Source organism: Gemmatimonas sp. (assembly GCF_027531815.1).
GTDB lineage: Bacteria > Gemmatimonadota > Gemmatimonadetes > Gemmatimonadales > Gemmatimonadaceae > Gemmatimonas.
Genome location: NZ_JAPZSK010000006.1, coordinates 366,795 through 392,809 on the forward strand (window position 1 = coordinate 366,795; position 26,015 = coordinate 392,809).

The following is a 26,015-nucleotide window of genomic DNA, read 5'->3' on the forward strand; positions in this document are numbered from 1 at the left end:
ACTTCACGTGAGAGCTCCATTGAGAGCAAGGAGAAACTATCGATCCGCTTTCGACGATCCTCAACTAGTGCGATAGAGGGACTGGTCGCACTTCATGGAAAGAAGATTCGAACGATGGCCTCTCGTAATGCGCTACTGGTCTTGGGAGGTTGCGACGGGACGACCCCCACTGAGCTGAGTCATCTCCCAACCACCACAATCGAGCGACTAAAGAGACTCGGCGTTCAGGAGTGGGACGGACGGGGAGAATCCGTGGTTGCCGTGGCGAAGATGAACTAGGGACATCCGAGATTTGAACTGCGCTTTGCGGCTCGCACTTCGCCTCTGGATCACCAGCTCAGTGAACGAAGGAACTCGTAGTTCTCCGTCGCGCTCACCAGCTCGTCACCGCTCCCTTCCTGCTCCACGAAGCACGGCTTCTTGTCGAGCTCCGGTACGGCGGCAAGGAACGTCTTGAGGTCGAACACGCCCTTCGCGAGCTCGGTATCCTTCGTACGATCGGCAACGACGTTCTTGAGGTGAAAGCTCCAGCAGCGCGCGCGATGCCGCTGCAGGAAGGCGAGCGGGTCGCCGCCGCCCATGAGCATGTTTCCCACGTCCAGCTGGAAGCGCACCAGTTTGGGGTCGGTTTCGGCGAGGAACACGTCCATGGGCTTCTGCCCCATGATGGGCTTCTCGTGATTGGGCTCATTGTGCAGGGCAATCCACAACCCGAACCGCCGCGCCACCTCGCCCGCATTGTTGAAGCGCGTGGCCCACAACTTGACCGCCTCGATGCTGCGGTTGGCCTCACTGGGCAGGCTGGGCGCGGTGAGATACGTCATGCCGAGCTCCCTGGCTTCGGCGCAGCGCTGCTCCCACTCGGTGAGGATCGTCTCTGGCGCCATGTGCGCCGACGGGGCCTTGAGCCCGGTGGCCTTGAGACTCGCCTTCACCTCCTTGATGCTCTGTCCGAAGTTCTTGAAGCTCCAGAGCAGCTCCACGTCGGTGTAGCCGATCTTCGCCAGTGCCTCGAGCGTGCGCTCGGGGCTGGCCTTCATGGCGTTGCGCACGGCATAGAGCTCGATGCCGATGCGGTCGAGCTGGCCCGGTACGCGGAGCGCACCGGCAAGAGGCAGGTGGCGGCTGGCCAGGGCGGCGGCCGCGGAGGCGAGGAAGGAGCGACGGTGCATTCGGTAAAGCATACGGCCCGGAACACCAAACGAGGAAGGCGGGGGCCTCATCCAAGCTTCAGCACCCGCCGCCGCGTCTTGCCGGTCGTGTCGAGGGCGACGAATCCGAACCCGAGGCTGTCGTACCACTGCGCTAACCTGTCGTTCTTCGGGTCCCCAGCGAGGAACGCTCCACCGCCGTCCTCACGCAGCTGATTGGCCTTGGCAATAGCCAAAGCGACCAGCGTGGCTCCCCAATCGCTTTCCCGATACGACACGGCAACACCGAGCCGACCGAGTAAGTACCCGCCGACCTGCAAGTAACTCACGCGCAACGGGAGCAGATCCTGCAGCGCGGGCGAGAGGCGCACCGATGTGGGTGAGAGCGAGAAGTATCCCAGGATGTATGGCACGGTCGGCGCGGCGCCTTCGAGGGCCAACCACACAGTCGCCAGTCCGGCATTCTGCTCCGCGACGGCGTGTTCGTGCAGATAGCGATCGATGTCTTGGCACTGGGCCGGCTACCACACGTGAACTCGCGTACGTCGTGCGACAGGTTCAACCGCTCGAGCGTGAACGCCATGTACCGTGGAGGTCTTGTCAAGAAGTGTGTAAACGCGCGTCAGGCGGCGGCCTTCCGGTTAGTGGGGACACCAGGCACCCCATGCGCGCCTCGGGATCCGTCACCGACTGATGCGTCGCGTTGCTCCGCTGCTCGCCATGGAAGCTCACGCCGCGATTGTCCGGATCCACCGGGCGATCCGGGTCGTCGTCCTTCGGCCGCGCGCTCTTCTGGCTTGCCCAGGCCTCCAGCAACGTCCCATCAACGGAGAAGTGCTCGCGCGAGAGCAGGCGCGCCTGCTCCGCCGTGGCCACGGTGCGGGCGAGAAACTGAGCCGCGATATCGCCGTCGAGCCGGCGCTGCCGATTCTTCGTGAAGGTCGTGGCGTGCCACGCCGTCGCCTCGAGGTCGAGGCCCACGAACCAGCGATAGAGGAGATTGTATTCAAGCTGCTCGACGAGCTGACGCTCGCTCCGAATCGAATAGAGGAGCTGCAGGAGCAACGCGCGCAGCAACTGCTCGGGCGGGATCGACGGGCGCCCCGTCTGGCTGTACAGCGCCTCGACCTGGGGCGAGAGGTCACGCAGGATCGGATCGACAAGGCGACGGATCGCCCACAGCGGGTGGTCGGCCGAAATCCGATCTTCGAGCACCACCGTCGCGAACATCATCCCCTGCACGCGCTCGTCTCCCCGCATCGCTCGCCTCCGGCAGAAGTCGCGCCAGTACACAAGATCGCTGGCGTCACACCAGAGGCGACGCCAGCTTTTTCGGCATCCTGCGAAGGGTACGCGGGTGGCCCTGCCGGCCGTGGCCGTCGCCGGCCACTCGTCCTACACAGCGGCATTCGATGGTGCGCGTGCCGGAGTAGCCGCGTTGATCATGGCCTCGCCGCGTTTCGACCTGTACGTCCTTGTGGGTGCGCTACAGGAGGCTGGTGAGGCGCTGTTGGCTTCGCGAATGTGGGACATCCTTGGCAGTGCGATATCTCGACCAATATCAGACGAAACGGAAACACTGCTTCGCCGTACTCGGGCACTCTCTCACTCCCCCGTCTCCCTCTCGCAGCTGGCCGGGGTCTGCCGACTGCACGAATGCTCGCTGCGGAGGTACTGCACCCGCCACGCATTGCCGGAGCCGCAGCGCCTCATTGCGCACGCGCGATTGCTGCGCGCCGCCATGTTGCTCGACGATGGCATTGCACCGGACGCCGTCTGCAGTCACCTCGGTTTCGCGTCCATCGACGCTCTCCGCAAGGTCGCATCGCGCACCGTGCAGGCCTCGATACGCCAGTGGCCGCGCGGAGAGGCGGCGCGGACGGTCGCGGCGCGCTTCGCGCGCGCGCTGTCGAGCGAGGCGGAAGCGCCCGAGCGACGGCTGGTTGTGCTGGCGTGAGCTGAGGCCTCGCGCATGCTGAACGTTGGTGCCGGTTACGCGGTGCCTCGAACCACCGTTCGATACTGCGTCTCTCGGCAGATGTCGATCCACCTGTTTCGCCCCATGTCGATCATTCGGTAGACCGTGGACAGGGACCATGAGTGCTTGGCACCCATCCACCGGGTAGGTTGCTGGGCCTTCGCGGCCGCGCCGCCGGTGCTCAAGGGGCGCGCTTCCAAGGCTCTCCGTCGGCCTGCCTCGGACACTCGTCGCCGGCGCTTCGACCACGCGATTCAACGGCCAATGAGCGCTTGTGCTATTGACAAAGCAAGAAATGGCATGCCAACGTCCAGAGTCAGGTTTGTAATGTAGCGCGAGCGAAGTGCACCAACGTTCTTTGAGGAGAAACAGATGAATCGCAGTCGACTCGTCGCATTCGCCGCGTCATTCTTTCTGATCGGCAAGAGTGTGTCAGCGCAGTGTGCAATCTGCACCCTCTCCGTATCAGAGGTTCCGAACTGCGCGTGGGGCCCTTACCGTGATGCTGCCGAAGGATGTGAGTCAGACGGGAACAGTTACTGCTTCGTTTGGGGTGCCTGCGGAGGAAGCTTCGCGAAGCTTGCGGCACCCGAGCTTCGTCAACACTGGCAGCTTCTTGCTGGCCCGCCAGCTCAATCTTTCGCGAAAGAGATCGTCTCCTCCAGAACACTTGCCAGCTTCCTCATTCCGGTCGACTGTACGGGAAAAAGCAATCACTCCTCCGCTTGGCTCTCTCCCGGGGCCTGAACCGGTATGTTATTCTCGGTTCGTGCGGGGGTGCTGATATACGGCGCGGTGGTTTTGACGAATCGGTTGCATGCCCAGGACGCACCGTCCGCGATTTCGGTCGGCGCGCGCCGTGTGCTCATCTCCGGTGCATCGACCGACATGGACCTGCGTCGCCAGCCGATCGTCGCGATCGGCGATAACGGGCAAATCGCGATTACCGATGGCGCCACGTTCGTCGGCGTTGCCGATGCAAGCGGACGCGTGCAGCGAGTGGGACGCGCCGGCAGCGGGCCGGGCGAAATCCAGCAGACCAGCGCGCTCGGATGGGTGGGCGATACGCTCTGGGTCATCGACTCGCGGTTGCGGCGAATCACGTGGTTCCACGCGGGCCGGCTGCATCACACCGTGTCGTTCGTCGGCGGCCGACGCAGCGGCCAGCTCCTCGACCTGCCCATGGCGCTCACCCCGCTTGGCGCAGTCGCGCCGAGCATGGGGGATGGACAGGCCGCCACGCTGTACAAGCCGCGGCGCTGGTCACTGTTTCTCGCGTCGCCCGACGGTGCGCAGGTGCGTGACTCGCTCTTCGACATGGTCGATCCTGCCGGGGCGCTCACCGTGAAGCGCGGGAACGGGACCATGGTGCTGCGGCAGCCATATTCGTTGCGGACGCTGGTGGGATGGTCCGGCAACGGGACCTGGCTCGTGCGCGCCGATCGCGCCAGCCAATCCGAAGGGCCACTCGGCGGTACCCAGCCACATATTTCGCTGCGCGACGCACGCGGGCGCATTGTGTACGACGTGCCGCTCCCCATCGCCGCCCGGACGCTCCCCCCGGCAGAAGTGGCGCGGCTCGTCGATTCCGCCGTGGCGACCTTGAATCGGAACCCGCGTCTTCCGCCCACGACGACCGCCGAGTATCGGCGCGCGCTCGCGGTGCCTCCGCGTGTGCCGGCCGTGTCGCAGCTCGTGGTGCGCAACGACGGCAGCGTGCTGCTGCGGCCATGGCCAGCCCCTGATGGACAAGCCGATCATCTCGTGATCGCGGCGGACGGCCGAGTGCGGAACACACTGCGCCTGCCGCCGGGTGTACACATTCTCGCCGCCGATACGAACCGCATCATCGCCACACGCGAGAACGACGATGGGGACGTGGACATCGTCGTGTTCGACCTCACTCAGCGCCAGCGATAGCGACCGCGCAGGCACCCGACTCTCACATGTCCTGCCGTGGCTCATCGTTGCACCAACGGATTCCGCACCGCCAACGCGCGCGCACGGTGGTACCCTCCCGGGCGGCGGTCTCTCTCGCCTGCCCAAGCAGAGCGTCGGCAATATCGATGATCGTCTTCATATTGCTAGCACTGTATACATGACAATCCAGAAGCACCACGGCGGGGAGCGCGTCAGATCGATCCTGATCGCTGCGTCAGGTACCGTCCGCGGGCACCGGCCTGCTGCCGACCGTCCGCCCCGAGGCGTCTCCTAACGCCTCCCCTCGCCAGCGCGTATTTCTCCGGAATCCCTCCTTTCTGTACCCCCCGGAGCCCGCATGCCCCGTCGTCTCCCCCTGCCCTTCACTGCGCTGGCGTTCCTGGCCACCGCGCCACTCTCCGCCCAGCAGGCCCCCGCCGCCAACGGCTGGGACCCGCAGCAGATTCTGCGCACCGAAGCGTTCGTGAAACCGCCGGCCAATATCGAGCGCATGATCATGGCGCCTCGCGTGGACATCTCGTTCACGAGCCCCAGCCCGGATGCGCGCTGGTTCTTGCGCACCTCGGGCGCCGACCGCGGTGACATCAAGGCGTACGGCGCGCCGCACATCTGGCTGGGCGGATTGCAGATCGACACGCGCGCCAACCGCGCGCGCAGCGTCACCACCAGCACGCGCACGGGGCTGGTGCTCGTGGACCCGCGCACCGGCGCCGAGCGCACGTTTGCGGCCCCTCCCGGCACCACCATTTCGTCGCCGGTGTGGTCGCCGCGCGGCACGCACGTGGCGTATCTGGTGAACTTTCCCACCGCCAGCTACGCCTACGTGCTCGATGTGGCGAGCGGCCGCAGCACGCGGCTAAGTGAACGCCCGCTGCTGGCCACGCTCGTTACCGACATCGACTTCACCGCCGATGGCCGCCACGTGGTGACAGTGGTGGTGCCTGCCAACCGCGGCGCCGAGCCGGTGCTGGGGGGCGATGGGATTGCCGACGGCCCCGATGTGCGGCTCACGGAATCCCGCGCGGTGCCGCAGCCGGTGCACTTTTCGCTGCTCGCCAACCCGCACGAAAAGCGACTGCTGCAGTACCACACCACCGGGCAGGTGGCGCTCATCGACGTGCGTACGCGGGCGCTCAAGACCGTGGGCGCGCCGGCCATGGTGCGCAACGTGGACGCGTCGCCCGACGGGCAGTACCTGCGGGTGACCCGCATGACGGAACCGTTCTCGTACCTGGTGCCGGTGAGCAGCTTCGGCGGCGTGCAGGAGCTGTGGGACGCGTCCGGCAAGGTGGTGGCCACGCTGGCACGTACGCCGCTGCGCGAGAGTGGGCGTGACGGCGGCGACGCGGCGCCGGCCATGGCCGTGGCCAGCGATACGGGCAAGCGCAACCTACAGTGGAACCCTATTGGCGCAGGACTGCTGTACGTGCAGAACGTGCCGGCGCCCGCTGCCGCTGCCACCCCGCCGGCCAACGGACGCAGTGGCAATGAAGGCGGTCCCAGTGCGCGCGCCGGCGCCGCGCCGGTGCAGGTGCGGGCTCCGCGTGGACAGGTGATGGTGTGGAAGGCCCCGTACGGTCCCAACGACACCACGGTGCTCTATCGCGGCGGTCCGCAGCTGGGCACGGTGCTGTTCAGCCTCGACAGCAGCACCATGTTCGTGAGCGACAGCGGCGCCGTGATTGCCGTGCGTGTGAACAATCCGGCGGAACGATGGAATCTGGGGCGCAACGTGTCGCTGCCTGCCATCATTACCGGCTTTGGTGGTGCCGGCTTTGGTGGTGGCCGCAGCAGCAGTGACAGCACAGCGGGCACGCTGGTGAGCCGCAAGGTAGGCAACGCCACATACGTGATGCTGGGTACCGACGGCAAGCAGGTGGCGCTCACCGGCACGCGGGCGCCGGGCGCCAACTGGTTCAAGCAGGCGCCGCGGCCGTGGCTCGACCGCATGGACATTACGACGAAGACCCGCACTCGGCTCATGGACTCGCCGGCCGACGTGTACGAGGAGTTCGTGGCGCCGCTCGACCGCGACCTCCAACAGTTCCTCGTGACGCGGGAGAATCGCACCACGATTCCCGACGCGTGGCTGCGTACCGCGGGCAGCAGCGAGGCGAAGCAGCTCACGAAGAACGTGGATGTGGGCCCCGAGGTGAGCGGCGCGCAGTTCAAGCGCTTCCAGGTCACGCGCCCGCGCGACGGCACGAAGTACTGGGTGGAGGTCACGCTGCCGCGCGACTGGACGCCGGGGCAGCGCCTGCCCGGCATCATCTGGTTCTATCCGCGCGAGTACAGCACGCTCACACAGTACGAGCAGTCGCGGCAGAGCGTGAACATCAACGCCTTCCCCCTCGTACCGTCAGCGCGACCGGCCAGCAGCATGCAGCTGTGGGTGAGCCAAGGCTACGCGTTCATCCAGCCCGACATTCCCATCTACGGGGATGCCGGCCGCATGAACGACAACTACACGCGCGACCTCGAGGAAAATCTCGACGCCGTGCTGGACGCGGCCGTGGATAGCGGCTTCGTGGACCGCGACAAGATGGGCATCGGCGGTCACAGCTACGGCGCGTTCAGCACGGTGAACGCCATGACGCTCATGCCCAACTTCAAGGCGGGCATTGCCGGCGACGGCATGTACAATCGCACGCTCACCCCCTTCGGCTTCCAGAGTGAGCGCCGCAGCTTCTTCCAGGCCCAGCCGACGTACATGGACATGTCGCCGTTCCTGCGGGCCGACAAGCTTGCCGGTGCGCTGCTGCTGTACCACGCGTGGGAAGACCAGAACACCGGCACGGCGCCGCTCAGCTCCACCCGTCTGTTTGCCGCCCTGCAGGGGCTGGGCAAGCCGGCGGCGCTCTATATGTACCCGTACGAGGACCACAGCGTGGCCACCTACGCGAGCGATCTTGACCTATGGGCGCGCTGGGTGGCGTGGATGGATGTGCACGTGAAGAACGGCGGCAAGGTGGAGCAGCCGAGGGCGGTGCAGCCGTGAGGGGTTGAACTAGCAACTGAAGACTCTCACTACGAACTACAAACTCCCCGCCGTTCACGCGATCTCCCAAGTGACTGGGATCGCGGTGGCCGCGGGGAGTTTGCAGTTGTGAGTGAAAGTCTTCAGTCGTTAGTTGAACGGTATGCCCCCCATTTACTTCCCCACCCCCGCCGCCTTCCGCGCCTGGTTGCACACCCATCACGCCAGCGCCACCGAGCTCCTCGTCGGCTACCACAAGGTCGGCACCGGTGTGCCAAGCATGACGTGGACCGAGAGTGTGCGCGAAGCGCTCTGCTTCGGGTGGATTGACGGCATCCGCCAGCGCGTGGACGAGGCGCGCTACACCATTCGCTTCACGCCGCGAAAGCCCAGGAGTATCTGGAGCGCGGTGAATGTGCAGCACGTGAAGGAGCTGATCGCCGCGGGGCTCATGCAGCCGGCGGGGCTTAAGGCGTTCGAGGCGCGCAAGGACGCAAAGACCGGGGTGTACTCGTTCGAGAAGGACGCCGTTGAACTTCCGGCGGAGTTCATCGCGATCTTCCGGAAGCAGAAGCAGGCGTGGCGCTGGTTCGAGGCGAGTGCCCCCAGCTATCGCAAGGCGGCGACGGGGTGGCTGATGAGCGCCAAGCGAGAGGCAACGCGGGAGCGGCGGTTGCAAATGCTCATCGAATGCTCGGAGCTGGGGGTGCGGTTGCCACATCTGAGGCCGAGTCCGCGGCGGGGTCAGGGCAGTCGACACTGAAAACGGAAGACTATCACTACGAACCGAGTACTCCTCGCCCCCCGCGAGTTCTGCGTCCAAAAGAAGAGGTCTCGCCGGCCTCGGGGAGTTCGTAGTGCGTAGTTGCAGTCCTCAGTTGTCAGTCCCACCCTTTATCGACTCGATCCTATATTGCACCAATGACCGAGTCCCTCACTGCCCCCATCCCCGGCTTCCGCCCCGTGCCCCGCACCGGGGTCATTTACGTCATGGACCGCGCGCGTGAACTGGGCTTCCGCGCCGGTGCCGAGGGGTGGTGCAACCTGGGACAAGGGCAGCCGGAAACGGGCGCGCTCCCCGGGGCGCCGGCGCGACCGAGCGACGTGACCATCAGCGCCGACGATTACGAGTATGCGCCGGTGGGGGGCATCGATGCACTGCGCAAGGCCGTGGCCAACTTGTACAACGCCCGCTATCGGCAGGGGAAGGCGAGTCAGTACGGCCCCGAGAACGTGTGTATCTGCGGCGGGGGGCGTTCGTCGCTCACGCGCGTCGTGGCATCGCTGGGCAACGTGAACCTGGGGCACGTCCTCCCCGACTACACCGCCTACGAGGAGCTGCTGGAAATCTTCGGCACCTTCAGCGCCATTCCGCTGCTGCTCGAGCCGGAAGCGGGGTACGCGTTGAGCACCAAGAACCTGCGGCGCGAAATCACCGGTCGCGGACTGGGCGCGCTGCTGCTGTCCAACCCCGCCAACCCCACGGGGCGCGTGCTGCGCGGCAGCGCCCTCAATGCCTGGGTGCACGAGGCGCGTGAGCTCAAGTGCACCCTGGTGCTCGACGAGTTCTACTCCCATTACCTCTGGGATGAGGGGCTCGTGGAAGGAGCGACGGTGAGCGCTGCCGAGTTCGTGGACGATGTGAACAGCGACCCGGTGGTCATTCTCGACGGGCTCACCAAGGGATGGCGCTGCCCCGGATGGCGCCTCAGCTGGATCGTGGGGCCGGAGAGTGTCATCGAAGCGGTCACGAGCGCCGGCAGCTTCCTCGACGGCGGCGGCAATCGTCCGTTGCAGGAGGCCGCGTGCGATCTGCTGGAACCCGCCCGTGCGCGCCAGGAAGTGGTGGCCATTCACTCCGCCTTTGCGCGCAAGCGGCGCATTCTCGTGGATGGCCTGCGCGCCGCCGGGCTCACGGTGGACCACGAGCCGGACGGTGGCTTCTACGTGTGGGCCAGCGTGGCGTCGCTCCCCGCCCCGCTCAACGATGGCGAGGCGTTCTTTGAGGCCGCCCTGCGGGAGCGCGTGATCACCGTACCCGGGCTCTTCTTCGACATCAACCCAGGCAAGCGCCGCGCGAACCACACCTCGCGCTTCACGCAGTACATGCGCTTCAGTTTCGGCCCCGACGAAGCCGCCGTGACCGAGGCCGTGGCGCGGCTCAAGCGCATGGTCGGTGCGCAAACCCGATGATCTGAACTCATCACGGCAGCATCGGACAACTTGAGCAAGGGGGGACATGGCGCAGCGCACCACGCCGTTCCCCCTTTTCTCCCTTTCCCGGGTTCTCTCAACATCAGTTCGCTGAGCGTGCCGCCCACGGCATCCGTGTCGCGCGAAACGAACTGACCTTGGGAGAACCGGAGAATCAGAGGAAAACGAGACATGGAACTTGCCTCGTAATTTAGTAGAACCTAATTTTGGAATATGATTAGACGATTCATGAACTTTTGCCTGCTCTTACCCGCCACGACCGCCGCCCAAGCCCGCCCCGACACGGCCGCTCGCCCGCGCTCCGACAGCGCGCGCGCCCTGCCGACCATGCAGGTCACCGCGTCGGCCGTGGCCACGGATGCGCGACGGGTGGCTCAGCCCACGGCGGTGCTCGAGGGCGCGGCGCTCCGCCGCACGCAGGGCGCCTCGCTCGGCGAAACCATGGAACTCATCCCCGGCGTGCGGTCGCTCTCCATGAGCACCGGCATCGGCAAGCCGGTCATTCGCGGGCTCACCAACAACCGCGTGGTGACACTCAGCAACGGCCAGCGCACCGAGACCCAGCAGTGGGGGCACGATCACTCCCCCAACGTGGAAAGCGCCGACGCCGAACGCCTCGAAGTGGTGAAGGGCCCCGCCAGCGTGCTCTATGGCAGCGATGCGCTGGGAGGCGTGGTGAACGTGGTGCGGCGCAGGCTGCCCAGCGCCGAGGGGCCACAGAACGTCACGCGCGGGCGGATGGCGCTGGCCTACAACACCGCCAACCTGGCGCCAACCGCCACCCTCACCGGCGAGGGCGCCCGCGGGGCGTTCGGCTGGCGGGTATCCGGTACGGGTCGACGCGCAGAAGATCTGCGTACCCCCACCGGCCCGCTCTTCAACAGCGGCAACCGCACCGGCTACCTCGAGGCAGCCGGCGGCTACCACGGAACGACCCGCGACGTGGAGCTCACGGTCTCCAGCCGCGACGAAACCATCCGCATTGCCGACGACCCGGTGAGTTCACCCGACTACACCGGGCGCCAGCGCATTCGCACCGAGCGGTTCACCCTCGAGAGCAACGCGCGCCGCGGTGAGCACCGCCTGCACCTGCAGGCCGGCTACGAGAGCAATCGCCGGAGCGAGTTCGAGGATGCCACCACACGTGACGTGACGCTGGGGCTCCACTCACGCACGGCGATCGCGTTCGCCAACTGGCATCACGCCCCGTGGCGAGGGATCACGGGGGTGGTGGGCACGCAGGTGCAGCACACGGATTTCCGGACCTTCGGCGAGGAAACGCTCATCCCCGACAATACGGCGCGGGCCGTTGGCGTGTATGCGTTGCAGCAGAAGACGGTGGGCGACTGGTCGCTCTCGGGCGGAGCCCGCTACGACTGGCGCACGCTCGACACCCCCGGCAACGACGTGCTGCAGCTGGGGGCCACCTCGCGCCGGTTCGATGCGCTCACGGGCACGGCCGGCGTGGTGTACAAGGCCGCCGCGCCGGTGTCGGTGGCGTTCAACGTGGCGCGCGGGTTCCGGGCGCCGAGCGCCAGTGATCTCTTCGCGAACGGGTTTCACGAGGGCACCCGCGCGTTCGAGATCGGCCGCGCCGACCTGCGCGTGGAGACGAGTCTCAACACCGACCTCGGGGTGCGGCTGCGCACCGCGCGCGTGTTCGGCGAAGTGACCGGCTACGTGAACCAGATCCGCAATTACATCTTCCTCGCACCGGTGGGGGTACCGGGGCGCGCACTCGACTCACTGGAAGTGCGTCAGGGCAACGCCCGTCTCGTGGGGTTGGAGGCCGCCTTCACGGCGCCGCTCGTGGGCGGCCTCAGCGCCAACGTGACCGGCGACATGGTGCATGCCACCAACACCGCCGACCGGACCGCGTTGCCCTTCGTGCCCCCTCTGCGCACCACCGGCACGCTGCGGTGGGAGGAGGGCGGTGGCCCGGGCCGGTCGCTGGCGATCACGGGTGAGTGGAACGCCCGCCAGACGCGCGTGTTTCGCGATGACTTCGCACCGCCCGCGTGGGGAGCGCTGCACCTGAGCGCCGGCTTCAGCCGCCTCACCAGCCGTGGTCTCGTGCATGTGGACGTGGCGTTGCGCAATGCCACCAATGCGCGCTACCGCGACTTCATGTCGCGCTACAAGGAGTTCGCCAACGCCGCTGGGCGGGCGCTGGTGCTGCGGGTGAGCACGGACCTGTAGCGAAACCCAGTTTTCCGTCCGGCACGTAGAATGGAGGCATGAGCCATCCATTCTTTCGGGGCGTCGCGTGTGGCATGACCGCGGCCCTCCTGCTGCTGCCGGTCGCGGGACGCGCCCAGTCCATCCCGGCCTGGGCGCCCACCCTCGACTCCGTCGTGACCGCGGCACTGGCCACCTCACGGGCGCCGGGGGCTACGGTCGCCGTGGTGCACAACGGGCGGCTGGTGTACACCAAGGGCTACGGCCTCGCCAATGTCGAAACCCGCCTCCCCATGGAGGCCGGCATGCTCCTCCGCGTGGGGTCGGTGACCAAGATGTTCACCGGCGCCCTGCTCGCCTCGCTCGCCGAGAAGGGGCAACTCGACATGCAGCAGCCCATCGGCACGTATGTGACGTCGCTCGCCGGCAAGCGCGTGGGCACCGTGACCACGCACCAGCTCATGACGCACAGCGCCGGCTGGATCGACAACGCCGTGGCGTACGGGCGCATGGGTGAGGGCGCCCTGGGCGAGGTGATGCGGGAGGTGGGGGACACCCTCTTCTTCACCGACGCGGGACGCACCTTCAGCTACTCCAATCCGAGCATCAGCATGGCCGGATATGTGGCCGAGGTGGCGGGCAAGCAGCGATACGCCTCGCTCGTGGAGTCGCTCGTGATGCGCCCCACCGGCATGAGCCGCAGCACCTTCAAGCCGCTCGAGGCCCTCACCTGGCCCATTGCCATGGGGCATCTGGTGGCCGGCGCCAACAACCCGCCCACCATCGTGCGGCCGTTCACGGAGAATACGGCGCAGTGGGCCTCCGGCTTTCTCCTCTCGAGTGCGCCCGAGCTGGCGCGCTTTGCCATGGCCGTCATGAATGACGGGGAACTCGACGGCGCGCGCGTGTTTCCTCAGGGGGTGATCCGGCGCCTCACCACCGGCTACGTGCCACACCCCGGAGGCAGCGGGCTCGATTCGGCCATGTACGCGTATGGTCTGGTCGTTGGCCGCACGGCGCTCTTTGGCCGCCCGGAGCGGGTGTGGACGCACGGCGGATCGATCAACGGCTACAACGCCGATGTGTACATGCTCCCCGATCGCAAGACCGCCGTCGTGACGCTGGTGAACGGCCCGGGCAGTGGGATTGCCGGCATTCGCCTCAAGGCGCTCGAGTTGGCGCTGGGCACTGCACCGCAGGGGCGCCCGGTCACCGCCACGCGTGAACTCACCGCCGCCGAACGCGCACAACTCGTGGGGCGCTACGCCATGGGACGCAGGGTGGTGGAGGTGAGGGAGGCCGAGGGTGGGCTGGTTCTCGTGCAGGACGGGATGTCCGTGCCCCTGTTGCGCGGTGGTGACAACGAAATCGTAGGACGCGCCCCGGCAACGGTGCGCATGCACACCCGCGTGGAGAACGGGAGGGTGACGTACCTGTACAGCGGTTCGCGGGCACTGGCGCGGCAACCGTGAGTCGGTACGGCTGCGCGGTGGCCCAGGCATGATCGACCCGTCGCTCTCCACGCCGTTCCTCGTGGCGTCGGCCGTTCCCGTCGACGCCGCGCATCGTTCGGGCACGCTCGACGCCGCACGGGCCCTGCTGGCGTCGCAGCCCGCGCTTGCGGAACACAGTGTGTACGCCGCTGCCGTTACGGGCAACGCTGCCGCCGTACGGCAGTGGCTGCAACAAAATGCCACACTCGCCACCACCAGCGGCGGCCCACACCACTGGGATCCCCTCACGTGGTGCTGCTTCTCGCGCTGGCTGCGTGACGACCCGTCGCGGCATGCCGAGTTCGTGGAGGTGGCCCGGGTGCTGCTCGAGGCCGGGGCGCCGGCGAACACCGGATTCGTCGACCACACACACGGCGAAACGCCGCAGCGGGAGAGTGCGCTGTATGGGGCGGCCGGTGTGGCCTTCTGTGCTCCACTGACGGCGCTGCTGCTGGCGCACGGCGCCGACCCGAACGACGAGGAGGTGCCGTATCATGCGGCCGAGGAGTACGCGCACGAGGTCGTGGCCGCGCTGCTGGCGGCGCCGGTGCCGCTCACGCGCGACAGCCTGGCCACCATGCTGCTGCGCGCCGCGGACTGGCACGATGACACCGGCGTGAGGCTTCTGCTGCAGCACGGCGTGCACCCCGATCATCCTGGCCGCTGGCCCCACTCGCCGTTTCTGCAGGCGGTGCGGCGCGACAACGAGGCGCGCATTGTGGAGCGGATGCTGGATGCGGGCGCCGACCCACTCCGCCGCTTCGGAGACGCGAACGCACTGGAGACGGCAGCGTGGCATGGGCGCACCGACCTCCTGCAGCGGTTCGCCGAGCGGGGCGTGCCGCTCCCCGACGACGGGCTCGCGGCCGTGGCGGTGGATGCCACTCTGGGTGACCTCCACGCGGTGCGGGCCCGGCTGTCCCGTGACGCCATGGTGCGCGAGGCCTTTCTGGCGCGCGCCGCAGCCTTCGCCTGCCGTGCCGCCGGCAACGGCATGCTCGCGCCGCTGGGCGTGCTGCTGCAGCTGCTCCCCACGGTGGACGTACGTTGGGGAGAGGGCGACGGCTACTGGGACATTGCGCCCCACAGTACGCCGCTGCACGTGGCGGCGTGGCGCGCGCAGCACGCGGTGGTGCAGCAGCTCATCGAAGCGGGCGCCGATGTGCACGCGTGCGACGGCCGGGGGCGCACCCCATTGCAGCGGGCCGTGGCGGCCTGCGTGGCCTCATTCTGGATGAACCGTCGGCAGCCCACGTCGGTGCGGGCGCTGCTGGAGGCGGGGGCAAGTGCCGAGGGTATTGCGCTTCCGACTGGCTACGACGCGATCGATGCGCTCTTCGAGCGGGGAGGCATGGGGTAAGGGAGGCGCGGAGGAGCATCACGGCTGTTCTCCGTGTCTCTCCGCCTCCGTGTCTCTCCGTCTCCGTGCCTCCGCCCCTCCGTGCCTCACACACCCTCACCCCGGATGCATGTACGCCGAGAACAGCTGCACCATATCGGGGGGAATACGGATAATGCGCCCGGTTTCGCGCGAGAGCAGCGTCCAGATGGAGCGTCCGCGGCAGAGCACGTGGTCGTCGGAGGTACGCACGATCTCGGTGAGACGCTCGAAGCGTCGGGAATCGACGGTACCAATCCAGGTGCGTGCCACGATGGAGTCGCCAAGGAGCGCCTCCCGCCGGTAGTCGATCTCGTGCCGTGTGGCCACCCACCCGTAGGCGTCCTTCATCGCCTGGGGGGCGCTCACGTTCCAGTGTTCGAGCGCGACATCGAAGATCCACTGCAGGTAGACCACGTTGTTCACGTGGTCGTTGTCGTCGATATCCTGCGGGCGGACGTCGATGGGGATCTCGAAGACCTGCAGGCCGTGCTTGGCGAATGACATGAAGAAAAGCGGAGGGAGACGCGACGCGGGCCTTGAGCAACCCGTGTCCATGACGGAATTTAGCGCATGCGATTCTCCTCGGGACGCGCCCTGCGCGATCAGCCGGCCCATGCCGTGACCTTCTTCGGCATGTCGGGCGTCGGCAAAACCACGCTGGCCGGGCTGCTGCAGAAGCACGACTGGTTCCAGTACTCGGTCGACTACCGCATCGGGACGCGGTACATGGGCGAGCACATCGTGGACAACTTCAAGCGCGAGGCGATGAAGGTGCCGTTCCTGCGCCAGCTGCTGCGCTCCGACTCCATCTACATCCGTTCGAACATTTCCTTCGAGAATCTGAGCCCGCTGTCCACGTACCTGGGCAAGCCCGGCAACGAAGCGCAGGGGGGAATTCCCTTTGCCGAGTACAAGCGCCGACAGGCGCAGCACCGGCAGGCGGAGATCCGGGCGCTGCTCGACGTACCGGAGTTCATCGAGCGCGCCACCGACATTTACGGCTATGCGCACTTCGTGTGCGATTCCGGAGGGAGTCTCTGCGAAGTGGTGGATCCCTTTGACGAGCATGATGCGGTGCTGCAGTGCCTGAGCGCGCACACCATGCTGGTCTACATTCGCGGCACGGCCAGCCACACGCGCATGCTGGTGGATCGGTTCCAAAAGCACCCCAAGCCCATGTACTACAATCCGTCGTTCCTCGATGCCAAGTGGGCGGAGTACAAGGTGGTGCGTGGCATCGACGCCGATGATCAGGTGGACCCCGACGACTTCGCCGTGTGGGGATTCGAGCAGCTGCTCGCCCACCGCATTCCGCTCTATGAGGCCATCGCGGAGCGGTATGGGTACGTGATCGACATGGAGGCGGTGCCGGGCGTGAAGACCGAGGACGACCTGCTGGCGTTGCTGGCGCGCACCATCGACACCAGCGTGGGTGGCACGGCCGGCCGTCGCGAGGAGCGCGCATGAGCGGCGCCGTCACGAGCAGTCCGTCGCGGCTGCGATCGATCATCGGCGGCAGCATCGGCAACCTGGTGGAGTGGTACGACTGGTACGCCTACTCGGCGTTCTCCCTCTATTTCGCGAAGAGCTTCTTCCCACCGGCCAGTCAGACGGCGCAACTGCTCAACACGGCGGCGGTGTTTGCCGTGGGCTTCTTCATGCGCCCCATTGGCGGGTGGCTCATGGGGCGCTACGCCGACCGGCATGGCCGGCGCGCGGCGCTGACGTTCAGCGTCATCCTCATGTGCGCGGGGTCGCTGCTCATTGCTGTCACGCCCAGCTATGCCAGCATTGGTCTGGCAGCCCCGGCACTGCTGCTCCTCGCGCGGCTGCTGCAGGGGCTGAGCGTGGGCGGCGAGTACGGCGCCAGCGCCACCTACCTGAGCGAAATGGCCGGCCAGCGGCACCGCGGTTTCTGGTCGAGCTTCCAGTACGTGACGCTCATTGGGGGCCAGCTCATTGCGCTGGCGGTGCTGTTGATCATCCAGCGCTACCTCGACAAGCCGGCCATCGAAGCGTGGGGCTGGCGCATTCCGTTCGTGATCGGCGCGCTGTGCGCCGTGGTGGCCATCTGGCTGCGCCGCAGCATGGAGGAAACCTCCGACTTCGAGAAGGACCGCGCGTCGCGCCCGCAGGCCAGCGCCGCCGCCACGATTCGCGGGCTCATGGAGCACCCGCGCGCGGTGCTCACGGTCGTGGGGCTCACGGCCGGTGGCACGGTGGCGTTCTATACCTTCACGACCTACGCCCAGAAGTTCCTGGTGAATACGGTGGGCTTTACGGCGCAGCAGGCCACCTTCATCAACGCGGTGACGCTGCTCGTGTATCTCTGCCTCCAGCCCATCGTGGGTGCCATTTCCGATGTGGTGGGCCGGCGTCCCGTGCTCACCGCCTTCGGCATCGCGGGCTCACTGGGCACCATCCCGCTCTTCCGCGCTCTCGAGAGCACGCAGAGCGTGAGCGGTGCCATCTGGCTGCTGCTGGCCGCGCTGACTGCGGTGAGCGGGTACACGGCCATCAACGCCGTGGTGAAGGCCGAGCTCTTCCCCACCAGCATCCGCGCCCTCGGCGTGGGCTTTCCGTATGCCGTCACCGTGGCGCTCTTTGGCGGTACGGCCGAGTACATCGCGCTCTACTTCAAGAACATCGGGCGCGAGAGCTGGTTCTACTACTACGTGACCGGCTGCATCGTGTGCTCACTGCTGGTGTACGCGACGATGCGGGAATCGTCGAAGCTGGGCCACATGAGCGAGTGAACTTCGGAGCGTCGCGCGGGCGCTGGGGGAAACGGCGTCATGCCTGAAAGCGTCACGTCTGACCGCGTCATGATGACGACCGAACCGGTAACAGCGGGCCCCCCCGGTCGCAGTCTCCGCTGCCGCAGTTACCGGTCCGGCCGTCTTCCATGACCCATGACGCCGTTTCCCATGACGCTTTCTCCCGCCGTCACCCGCCGCCGCTACGGCCTCCACACCGCGTCGCTCGACGCATTCCCGGCCCGGTCCACCGCGTTCACGACGATGCCGTCCACGCCAGCGGCGGGCACCTCGACGGTTGACTGGGAAATGGCCACGAGTCGCTGACGCCATGCGCCGCTGGCGCGCCAGCGCACCAGGTACCACCAGCTGTCGGCGCTCCCCGAGGCAATCGACAGGGTGTGCGACGTGGTGCCGGCGTTGACGCGAACGGTTGGCGCCGCAGGGGGCGTGGCATCGAGCCAGCTGCTCGCGGGCGGAATGGCGCCGTTCGCGTACAGCCCGCCCGCCAGGGTGGTGGCAAAGCCGCCCAGATTGTTGCGCACGCTGCTGGCGTTGTAGAGAATGCTGCCGCTCGCGCCGCCGCTGGCGGGGGTTGCGGCACGCGTGAGCGCCACCTGCGAGGGGATTTCCGCCGCGTTGAACGGCGACACGCCGGTGCCAATGCGATACGAGGCGAGCCCCGGCCAGAGATGGCGGCGCATGCTGTTCTGCTGCGCCCACCAATCCAGCAGCGCAGGGAAGCTCTGCCCGCTGCTCGCGATGCTCCAGTACAGCTGCGGCGCGAAGTAGTCCACCCATCCGCTCTGCAGCCACCGGCGCGAGTCGGCATAGATGGTCGCGAACGCGTCGAGCCCCACGATGCCGGCGGGATTGCCGGGCCGCCAGATACCGAACGGGCTCACGCCCACGCGCGCCAGCGGCGAGACGGCGTGTGTCTCGCGGTAGAGCCGCTCCACGAAGCGGTTCACGTTGTCGCGGCGCCAGTCGCCCAGCGACAGCGTGCCCCCGCCCTGCGTGTAGCGCCGATAGGTGGCGCTGTCGGGGAAGCTCGTGCAGACGTCGGGGTACGGGTAGAAGAAGTCGTCGATATGCACCGCGTCCACGTCGTAGCGGCGCACCACATCGCGCACGACCGCGATGGCCTGGTCGTGCACGGCCTGCTCTCCCGGATCGAACCAGAGCTGCCCGCACCGCCGCACCACATCAGGACGGCGCACCGCGAAGTGCGTGGGCGCCAGCCGCGCCGTGTCGCTGAGGTTGCCGGCCCGGAACGGATTGAACCACGCGTGCAGTTCGAGCCCGCGCAGCCGCGCCTGCTGCACCGCAAAGGCAAGCGGGTCATAGCCCGGGTCGCCGCCCTGCGTGCCCGTGAGCACGCGTGACCAGGGCTCGAGCGTGGAGGGGTACAGCGCGTCGCCCGCGGCGCGTACCTGCAGAATGACGGCGTTGAGCCCCGTCTGCTGCGCCACATCGAGCAGCAGCCCCAGCTCCGCCTGCTGCTGGGCGGCGGTGAGCCCGCTGCGCGACGGCCAATCGATGTTGGCCACCGTGGCGATCCACATGCCCCGGAATTCCCGCGCAATGGGCGGCACCGTGAACGCGACCGGCGGCGGCGGCGGCGGCGGGGGTGGGGGCGGCGGTGCGCTGCCCCCGGCGGGGTCGGTGGTGGTCCCACCGCACGCGGCCGCACCAAGCATGGCCAGCGCCACGCCGGCGCGGCACGCGCGCCACCTCACTGCCCCTGCCCCAGCGAGAAGCCGGTCTGCCCGTCGAAGGTGTACAGATGCTCGGTCTTCACGAAGTCGAGCCCGGCATTCCCCACCCGCATGAGCAGCGAGAGCACCTGCGACCGCGTGGCCGTCTTGCCGGCCGGCGCCATGAAGCGGCACCGCCAGTGATCGGTGCAGAACGTCTCCGGCAAGCCGTCGGGGTACACCTTGACGCCGCGATTGGTGACCATGGTGAGCGCCAGCCCATCACCATCGAGGGCGGCCAGCTGCGGCCCCAGCACATCGGGGCGCCCCCGCCAGTGCAGGAACACGTCGATGCCGGTGAGCTCCTTGTGCGCCGGATGCAGCGTGGACACCCGCCCCGCCACGGCAATGGGCGAGCCGCCGGCGTACGCCACCGGCGTGAAGCGCTGCGGCACCCGGCCCAGCCGATCGATCACCGCCTGCGCAAAGGCGTCGGTCCCCACCTTCAGCTCCGACACCTTCTCGTGGTAGATGTCGCCGGTGTGCACGCCGTCTTCCAGCGTGGCCAGCCACGCGTTGTGGATCTTCTCGGCCACCTCCCCCTGGCCGATGTGCACCAGCATCATCACGGCAGCGAGCAGCAACCCGCTGGGGTTGGCGATCCCCTGTCCCGAGATGTCGGGCGCACTGCCGTGCACCGCCTCGAACATGGCGCAATGATCGCCGATGTTGGCCGACCCGCCGAGCCCCACCGAGCCGGTCACCTCGGCCACGATGTCGGAGATGATGTCCCCGTAGAGATTGAGCGTGACGATGACATCGAACGTCTCGGGGCGCGTGGCCAGCCGCGCCGCCCCGATGTCGATGATCATGTGATCGCTGGCGATGTCCGGGTACTCCTTCGCGATCTCGTTGAAGACCTGATGAAAGAGCCCGTCGGTGAGCTTCATGATGTTGTCCTTCGTCATGCACGTGACGCGCTTGCGGCCGTTCACGCGCGCATACTCGAAGGCGTAGCGCACGATCTTCTCGCAGCCGGGGCGCGACACGAGCTTGAGGCACTGGTACACCTCGTCGCTCTGCCGGTGTTCGATGCCCGCGTACAGGTCTTCCTCGTTCTCGCGCACGATGACCACGTCCACGCCGGGGTGCTTGGTGGCCACGTAGGGATCGTAGCTCACGCTGGGTCGCACGTTGGCGTACAGGCCAAGCGTCTTGCGCACCGTCACGTTGAGGCTCTTGAATCCTCCCCCTTGCGGCGTGGTGATGGGCGACTTGAGGAACACCTTGGTGCGCCGAAGGCTGTCCCAGCTGGCGGTCTCGATGCCGCTGGACTGGCCGCGCTTGTACACGGCCTCGCCGATCTCGATGGTCTCGGGGGCAATGCGGGCACCGGCCGCCTCCAGCACACGGAGGGTGGCGCGCATGATCTCGGGGCCGATCCCGTCGCCGTAGGCCACGGTAATGGGGACGTTCTGCATGGGTGGGGAGGTCGGTGGGAGGAGTGGGAAGTCCCGGAGGATGCCAAGCGGCGCGCCGTCGTGCCAGTCCCCGCGTGAGGTGGCCCCCTCTTGCCCAATGGGCGCGCGGTCCGCAACGTCGCCGCCATGCCCGACTCTCCGCATCCGACCGTCCCTGCCCCCCGCGTCCCGCCCCCGCGCGCCATTCGCATCGGCATCGATCTGGGTGGTACCAAGATCGAGGCGGTGGCCCTCGACCCCGCCGGCCACATCGTGGCGCGGGAGCGCGTGCCGACGCCCCGCAGCTACCCGGAAACGGTCCAGGCGCTGACTGACCTCGTGGGGGCACTCGAGCGCCCGCTTGGTGTGCAGGCCACGGTGGGCATAGGCATTCCCGGCGTCGTGGTCCCCGAGACGGGGCTCGTGAAGAACGCCAACTCCACCTGGCTCATTGGCCAGCCGCTGCAGCGCGACCTCGAAACGGCCCTCGCCCGCGCGGTCCGCATGGAGAACGACGCCAACTGCTTCGCCCTCTCGGAAGCCAGCGACGGCGCGGCTGCCGGGGCCCGCGTGGTGTTCGGGGTGATCATGGGCACCGGCTGCGGCGGCGGCATCGTGGTCAACGGCCAGCTGCTCACGGGGCGCAACCTCATTGCTGGCGAATGGGGGCACAACCCGCTGCCATGGCCGCAGCTGGACGAGATCCCCGGGCCACCCTGCTACTGCGGCAAGCGGGGGTGCATCGAGACGTGGATCTCCGGCCCGGCGGTCGCGGCCGACCACACGCGTGCGACCGGCGAGACGCTGACGGCACCGGAGATCATGGCGGCCGCATCGCGCGGGGAGCCCGGCGCCGTGGCCACACGCGCGCGCCTCGTGCACCGGGCGGCGCGCAGCCTTGCCACCGTCATCAACGTGCTCGACCCCGATGTCATCGTGCTGGGCGGTGGCCTCTCGAACACCGAGGGGTTGGCCACCGACCTCGAGCGTGCCGTGGCCCCGTGGGTCTTCTCCGACCGCGTGACCACCCAGGTGGTCGTGAACCGCCACGGCGATGCCAGCGGCGTGCGTGGCGCGGCGTGGCTGTGGGGGTGAGCTCGGGTTCACCAGACAGCGGCGGGCAAGGTAGTGCCCACCAGGAACCATCACCACGTGGCGACCAGGCACGAACTCACGATCGTGCGCCAGGCGGGGAGTGGGCGGATACTAGTGACTAGTGACTAGTGACTAGTGACTAGTAACTGCTTCTAACCCGCCGGCCGCGGCGAGATTCCCGCTGATAGGCCCACTTGGAATCGAACCAAGATCTTCGGCTCCAAAGGCCGAGGTAATAGCCGTTATACGATGGGCCACCGGACAACGCCGGAAAGTAATGCGACATGGCGAAACCGGGGAAGTGAGGATGCGAAACGGCGCCAGGGGCAACGTGCTGCCCCTGACGCCGTCGTGGTGACGCCATCGCTCCGGGCGCCGCCTGGCGGGCCTCAGAACTCGTAGCGCATGCCCAGCTGCATCTGGTACCGGTTCCCCGAGCGCACGGCGCGCCCGAAGTTCGGGTTCACCCGGTAGCGGTACTCACGCGACGCCTGATCGAAGCCGATCACGTTGAGCAGCGTCTGGTTGGCGCCCGGCACCACCCGTACCGCGCCCCAGTTGTGATTGATGAGCGCGGCGGCGTTGAACACGTCCAGGGTAAGCAGGGCGTTCTGCCCGCGAATGCTGGGCAGCTTCTGCGTGAGGCGTACATCCACCTGCGTCACGAACGGATTGCGGATGGTGTTGCGGTCGGCGATGCGTCCGATGTTGTCGCGCAGGTACGCCCCGCCGAGATTGGCCGGGTTGTTGTACACTAGGCGCAGCGAGTCGGCAAAGCCCTGACGCAGCCCCGGCGTAGCGGGGTTGAAGATGAACGCCAGATCGTTCTGGTTGCCGAACGAGCTGCCGGCGCCCACGTCGTCGCCGTTGATGTCCTGCGCCACCGTGGCGCTCCACGGCGAGCCCGACTGCCCGATGATGCGCGCGCTGAACTGGAAACCCGCGATCTCCGGCGTGGCTCCGTACAACACCAGCTTGTGGCGGAAGTCGGTGTTGCTGGCGCCCCAGCTGGGCACGCGCGGATCGCTCGGCACCGGCGTGAACACCGACGTGATGGCGATGCAGCAGTTGAACGAGCTGTTGTCGCGCGTTTCGTTCCACGTGAACGAGCCGCTGAGGGAGCCGTTGCGCGGCAGACGCAGCGCTCCGTCGATCACAAAGGCCTTCTGGTGCTGCGCGGCGTCGCTGCGCAGCTCGAGCACACGCTGGAACTGCGAGAAAGGGCGCGCCAGAACCGGGTTGCGGCCGCCGGTGGCGGTAATGCTGCTCGCCGGTACGAAGACGCTGCGGCCGGCCTCGTTGGCGAGGGTGAACTCCGGATTGGCCCGCAGGTTGAGGTCGAAGTAGCGGTACAGCTCGCTCGTGTGCGAATACTGGGCGGACGCGCCGAGTGTGAGGTTGCCGTTGAAGAGGCGACGCTGATAGGCCACGTCGCTCTTCCAGGTGCGCGGCACCTTGAAGTTGTCGGCAAACATGTTGATGTACGCCGGGCGCTGCGCGCTCCCCTGGGGGATGCCCGGCACGTTGGCGAACGATTGCCGGTACGACAGGAAGTCGGGGGTGGGCACCGCGGCACCGGTGAGCAGCACATCGGCGAGCTGTGTGCCGTCGTTCAGCATGTGGTTGATCTGCACCATGTAGTGCGGCTGGGCGGTGAAGTACCCGCTGCCGATACGGAACAGATTGGTGCCTGCCTCGCCGGGGGTCCACGTGAGCTGTGCGCGTGGCTGGATGGCAAAATCAGCCGGCGTCACGTCGGTGCGGCGACCGAACGCCTGCTCCACGGTGGGGTTGGCATTGGCGCCGGTGAGGAACGCCGACAGGTCGGCGCGCAGGCCGCCGGTGAGATTGAGGTTGGGACGCACGCGGTATTCGCCCTGCACGTAGGCACCGCCGTCGTACACCCACTGCCGCATGCGCGGTTCGAGGTTCTGCAACGGGACCAGACGTGCAAAGCTCGACGGCCGCCGCGCCTCGAGCGCCGCGAGATTGGGGAACTGGAAGAGTCCGTCCGTCTCGATGGAGACGAACATGGACAGGTTGTTGATCGAGTGGTCCGTACCCACCGTGAACGCCGACTTCTCACCGTCCCAGCGCAGCACATTCACGAGCTGGTACGACTCCTCGGTCTGCAGCTCAGGGCTGGTGCGCTGGCCCCCGAACTGGAGGATCTGGTTGGTGCCCGTGCCGCCGCTCGGCAGCGCCGACGACACGTTCACCCACGCGCGCGGCAGACGGGTGTTCGGTTCGTTCTCCAGCAATCGGTTGGTGTACGCCAGTCGGAAGTCGTTGGTGAGCGCCGTGCCGAAGTTGCTCTTCACGCTGCCCATGACCTGCAGTTCGTTCGACTTCTGGTTGCCGCGGCTTTCCAGTACCGACAGCTCGCGGTCGGGGATGGAGTTGCTGTAGAACCAGTTCGAGTACGTCGTGCGGAGCGTGGCGCGGTGCGCGTCGTTCAGCTGCCAGTCGAGACGCCCGAAGATGGTGTTGAGCGTGTTGCTGCGGTCGAACAGCCCCACCTGCCGGCCGGCGGGAAGGCCGTACTGCGCCGAGAGGATGTTGAGGAAGCGCGCCACCGAGTCGGGGGCCACCTGCAGTCGGGCCCAGTCGGCCGCGTTGTCCACCTGCAGCGTGCTGAACGGCTCGGCCACCTGCTGGCGGTCGTATGCCACGAAGTAGTGCAGCTTGTCCTTCCTGATGGCGCCGCCCATGGCCCCGCCGAACTGCCAGTTCTCGAAGTTGGTGTTGCGCTGTCCGAGGAAGTTGGTGTTCGTGGTGAAGGCCTGGTTGCGGTTGTACGCGAAGAGCGACCCCTTGGTCTCGTTGGTGCCGGCGCGCGTGGCCACGTTCACCGCGCCCGCGCCCTGCCGGCCCTGCGTCACGTCGTACACGTTGGTGACGACTTCGAACTCCCGCACCGCCTCCACCGAAATGGAGTACGGGCCGCGCCCGAACCCGGCTCCCCAGAGCGTGTTCTTGGCCTGCACGCCGTCCACGCGAATGTCGGTGCTCGTCACGCGGCCGCCGGCAATCGACGAACTCGACGTGATGATGCCGCCGGTACCCGCACGGCTCGTCGTGGGTGCAATGATGGCGAGGTCGGCGAACGAACGATCCTGGATGGGAAGCTGCTTGATCTCCTTCTCGCCCACCACGATGCTGCCCCCCACGCGCTCGGTGCGCTTGTTTTCGCGGTCGGCGCGCACGTCGATGGCGCTCAGCTCCTGTGCCGACTGATCGAGTGTGATGTCGAGCGGCACGCGATCGCCGAGATTGAGCATGAGCCCCGTGCGCCGCACCGGGCGGTAGCCGAGCTGGCGGATGGAAATGGTATAGGGACCGCCGATCGGCAGCTGGGGGAACACATAGCGCCCGCGGGCGTCGGTGGTACGCGACTGGGTGTTGCCGGTGGCCTCGTTGCGGGCAGTCACCGTTGCCCCTACCACCGGGGCCCCGGCGGCGGTGCGCACCTGGCCGGACACGAACCCTTCCGTGGCCTGGGCAGGGAGGCGCGCGGGGAAGCAGGCGAGCGGGAGGGGCGCGGAGGCCAGCAGCACGGCTGCCGCGACTTTGCGAAGACGATCGGGGATCATCCTGAGAGGTGTGGAGGGTAGACGAGCCGCCGGGGTTCCCGCACGGCCCCTTACCGTCACCGTGCTCCGTCACAAGCCGGTTACCCTGCCCCTCCGTATTG

At 67.3% G+C, this 26,015-nt stretch carries 17 protein-coding genes, 1 tRNA gene and 1 pseudogene; 11 read left to right on the top strand and 8 right to left on the bottom strand.

Annotated features, from left to right (window positions below; translation table 11 throughout):
• Positions 1-329: 329 nt before the first annotated feature.
• The 3 genes and pseudogenes from O9271_RS09135 to O9271_RS09145 form a co-directional block, all read right to left on the bottom strand.
• On the bottom strand, positions 330-1,172 hold the full coding sequence (locus tag O9271_RS09135; RefSeq protein ID WP_298268548.1) for a sugar phosphate isomerase/epimerase: 843 nt from the start codon (positions 1,170-1,172) through the stop codon (positions 330-332).
• A 47-nt stretch (positions 1,173-1,219) separates the two neighbouring features.
• Positions 1,220-1,564 (bottom strand): hypothetical protein, encoded by a 345-nt coding sequence (locus O9271_RS09140; protein ID WP_298268550.1) that lies wholly within the window; start codon positions 1,562-1,564, stop codon positions 1,220-1,222.
• Between the two features lie 253 nt (positions 1,565-1,817).
• Positions 1,818-2,411 (bottom strand): annotated as a pseudogene (locus O9271_RS09145) (transposase); the annotation flags it as partial.
• Positions 2,412-2,595: 184 nt separating this feature from the next.
• Here O9271_RS09145 and O9271_RS09150 point away from each other — a divergent pair.
• From O9271_RS09150 to O9271_RS09185, 8 genes are all read left to right on the top strand, one after another.
• Positions 2,596-3,108 (top strand): hypothetical protein, encoded by a 513-nt coding sequence (locus O9271_RS09150; RefSeq protein WP_298268553.1) that lies wholly within the window; start codon positions 2,596-2,598, stop codon positions 3,106-3,108.
• Between the two features lie 909 nt (positions 3,109-4,017).
• On the top strand, positions 4,018-5,049 hold the full coding sequence (locus tag O9271_RS09155) for a hypothetical protein (protein WP_298268556.1): 1,032 nt from the start codon (positions 4,018-4,020) through the stop codon (positions 5,047-5,049).
• Positions 5,050-5,407: 358 nt separating this feature from the next.
• Positions 5,408-8,068: a prolyl oligopeptidase family serine peptidase gene (locus O9271_RS09160; protein ID WP_298268558.1), complete on the top strand. Its 2,661-nt coding sequence runs from the start codon at positions 5,408-5,410 to the stop codon at positions 8,066-8,068.
• Positions 8,069-8,210: 142 nt separating this feature from the next.
• Positions 8,211-8,810 carry a YdeI/OmpD-associated family protein gene (locus O9271_RS09165; RefSeq protein ID WP_298268560.1) on the top strand — a complete coding sequence of 200 codons (600 nt, stop codon included), beginning with the start codon at positions 8,211-8,213 and terminating at the stop codon, positions 8,808-8,810.
• A 158-nt stretch (positions 8,811-8,968) separates the two neighbouring features.
• Positions 8,969-10,240, top strand: a complete 1,272-nt coding sequence (locus tag O9271_RS09170; protein ID WP_298268562.1) for a pyridoxal phosphate-dependent aminotransferase — start codon at positions 8,969-8,971, stop codon at positions 10,238-10,240.
• A gap of 234 nt (positions 10,241-10,474) precedes the next feature.
• Positions 10,475-12,460, top strand: coding sequence for a TonB-dependent receptor (locus O9271_RS09175; RefSeq protein WP_298268565.1), 1,986 nt, complete (start codon positions 10,475-10,477; stop codon positions 12,458-12,460).
• Positions 12,461-12,498: 38 nt separating this feature from the next.
• The gene (locus O9271_RS09180) at positions 12,499-13,911 is read left to right on the top strand and encodes a serine hydrolase domain-containing protein (protein WP_298268568.1); all 1,413 of its coding nucleotides are present in this window, start codon (positions 12,499-12,501) and stop codon (positions 13,909-13,911) included.
• Between the two features lie 28 nt (positions 13,912-13,939).
• A complete protein-coding gene (locus O9271_RS09185; RefSeq protein WP_298268572.1) occupies positions 13,940-15,292 on the top strand; it encodes an ankyrin repeat domain-containing protein in 1,353 nt (450 codons plus the stop codon).
• 96 nt (positions 15,293-15,388) lie between these two features.
• Here the strand turns inward: O9271_RS09185 and O9271_RS09190 are convergent, their stop codons facing one another.
• A complete protein-coding gene (locus O9271_RS09190; protein WP_298268575.1) occupies positions 15,389-15,817 on the bottom strand; it encodes a thioesterase family protein in 429 nt (142 codons plus the stop codon).
• A 66-nt stretch (positions 15,818-15,883) separates the two neighbouring features.
• On the opposite strand from O9271_RS09190, the gene O9271_RS09195 reads away from it, so the two are divergent.
• Together O9271_RS09195 and O9271_RS09200 are read left to right on the top strand one after the other, a co-directional pair.
• Positions 15,884-16,780, top strand: coding sequence for an ATPase (locus tag O9271_RS09195; protein WP_298268578.1), 897 nt, complete (start codon positions 15,884-15,886; stop codon positions 16,778-16,780).
• Complete coding sequence (locus O9271_RS09200; RefSeq protein WP_298268581.1) at positions 16,777-18,069, top strand: MFS transporter; 1,293 nt, start codon at positions 16,777-16,779, stop codon at positions 18,067-18,069. Before O9271_RS09195 ends, O9271_RS09200 begins: the two co-directional genes overlap by 4 nt.
• A gap of 203 nt (positions 18,070-18,272) precedes the next feature.
• On the opposite strand, the gene O9271_RS09205 is transcribed toward O9271_RS09200, so the two are convergent.
• A complete protein-coding gene (locus tag O9271_RS09205) occupies positions 18,273-19,808 on the bottom strand; it encodes a family 10 glycosylhydrolase (protein WP_298268584.1) in 1,536 nt (511 codons plus the stop codon).
• Entirely contained in the window at positions 19,805-21,247 is a 1,443-nt protein-coding gene (locus O9271_RS09210) for an NADP-dependent isocitrate dehydrogenase (protein WP_298268586.1), read from the bottom strand. The genes O9271_RS09205 and O9271_RS09210 overlap by 4 nt, the downstream gene beginning before the upstream one ends.
• Before the next feature lie 126 nt (positions 21,248-21,373).
• On the opposite strand from O9271_RS09210, the gene O9271_RS09215 reads away from it, so the two are divergent.
• Entirely contained in the window at positions 21,374-22,321 is a 948-nt protein-coding gene (locus O9271_RS09215) for an ROK family protein (protein ID WP_298268589.1), read from the top strand.
• 185 nt (positions 22,322-22,506) lie between these two features.
• Here the strand turns inward: O9271_RS09215 and O9271_RS09220 are convergent.
• Positions 22,507-22,577, bottom strand: a tRNA-Gln gene (locus tag O9271_RS09220).
• Between the two features lie 133 nt (positions 22,578-22,710).
• Positions 22,711-25,914 (bottom strand): carboxypeptidase regulatory-like domain-containing protein, encoded by a 3,204-nt coding sequence (locus O9271_RS09225; RefSeq protein WP_298268592.1) that lies wholly within the window; start codon positions 25,912-25,914, stop codon positions 22,711-22,713.
• Positions 25,915-26,015: the final 101 nt, after the last annotated feature.

Bases quoted from the DNA above. Each gene is read 5' to 3' on its own strand.
- O9271_RS09150 (WP_298268553.1), top strand. From the start codon at position 2,596: ATGGCCTCGCCGCGTTTCGACCTGTACGTCCTTGTGGGTGCGCTACAG.
- O9271_RS09200 (WP_298268581.1), top strand. From the start codon at position 16,777: ATGAGCGGCGCCGTCACGAGCAGTCCGTCGCGGCTGCGATCGATCATC.
- O9271_RS09195 (WP_298268578.1), top strand. From the start codon at position 15,884: ATGCGATTCTCCTCGGGACGCGCCCTGCGCGATCAGCCGGCCCATGCC.
- O9271_RS09185 (WP_298268572.1), top strand. From the start codon at position 13,940: ATGATCGACCCGTCGCTCTCCACGCCGTTCCTCGTGGCGTCGGCCGTT.
- O9271_RS09155 (WP_298268556.1), top strand. From the start codon at position 4,018: ATGGACCTGCGTCGCCAGCCGATCGTCGCGATCGGCGATAACGGGCAA.
- O9271_RS09210 (WP_298268586.1), bottom strand. From the start codon at position 21,247: ATGCAGAACGTCCCCATTACCGTGGCCTACGGCGACGGGATCGGCCCC.
- O9271_RS09135 (WP_298268548.1), bottom strand. From the start codon at position 1,172: ATGCACCGTCGCTCCTTCCTCGCCTCCGCGGCCGCCGCCCTGGCCAGC.
- O9271_RS09170 (WP_298268562.1), top strand. From the start codon at position 8,969: ATGACCGAGTCCCTCACTGCCCCCATCCCCGGCTTCCGCCCCGTGCCC.
- O9271_RS09215 (WP_298268589.1), top strand. From the start codon at position 21,374: ATGCCCGACTCTCCGCATCCGACCGTCCCTGCCCCCCGCGTCCCGCCC.
- O9271_RS09160 (WP_298268558.1), top strand. From the start codon at position 5,408: ATGCCCCGTCGTCTCCCCCTGCCCTTCACTGCGCTGGCGTTCCTGGCC.
- O9271_RS09165 (WP_298268560.1), top strand. From the start codon at position 8,211: ATGCCCCCCATTTACTTCCCCACCCCCGCCGCCTTCCGCGCCTGGTTG.
- O9271_RS09175 (WP_298268565.1), top strand. From the start codon at position 10,475: ATGATTAGACGATTCATGAACTTTTGCCTGCTCTTACCCGCCACGACC.
- O9271_RS09180 (WP_298268568.1), top strand. From the start codon at position 12,499: ATGAGCCATCCATTCTTTCGGGGCGTCGCGTGTGGCATGACCGCGGCC.
- O9271_RS09190 (WP_298268575.1), bottom strand. From the start codon at position 15,817: ATGTCATTCGCCAAGCACGGCCTGCAGGTCTTCGAGATCCCCATCGAC.
- O9271_RS09225 (WP_298268592.1), bottom strand. From the start codon at position 25,914: ATGATCCCCGATCGTCTTCGCAAAGTCGCGGCAGCCGTGCTGCTGGCC.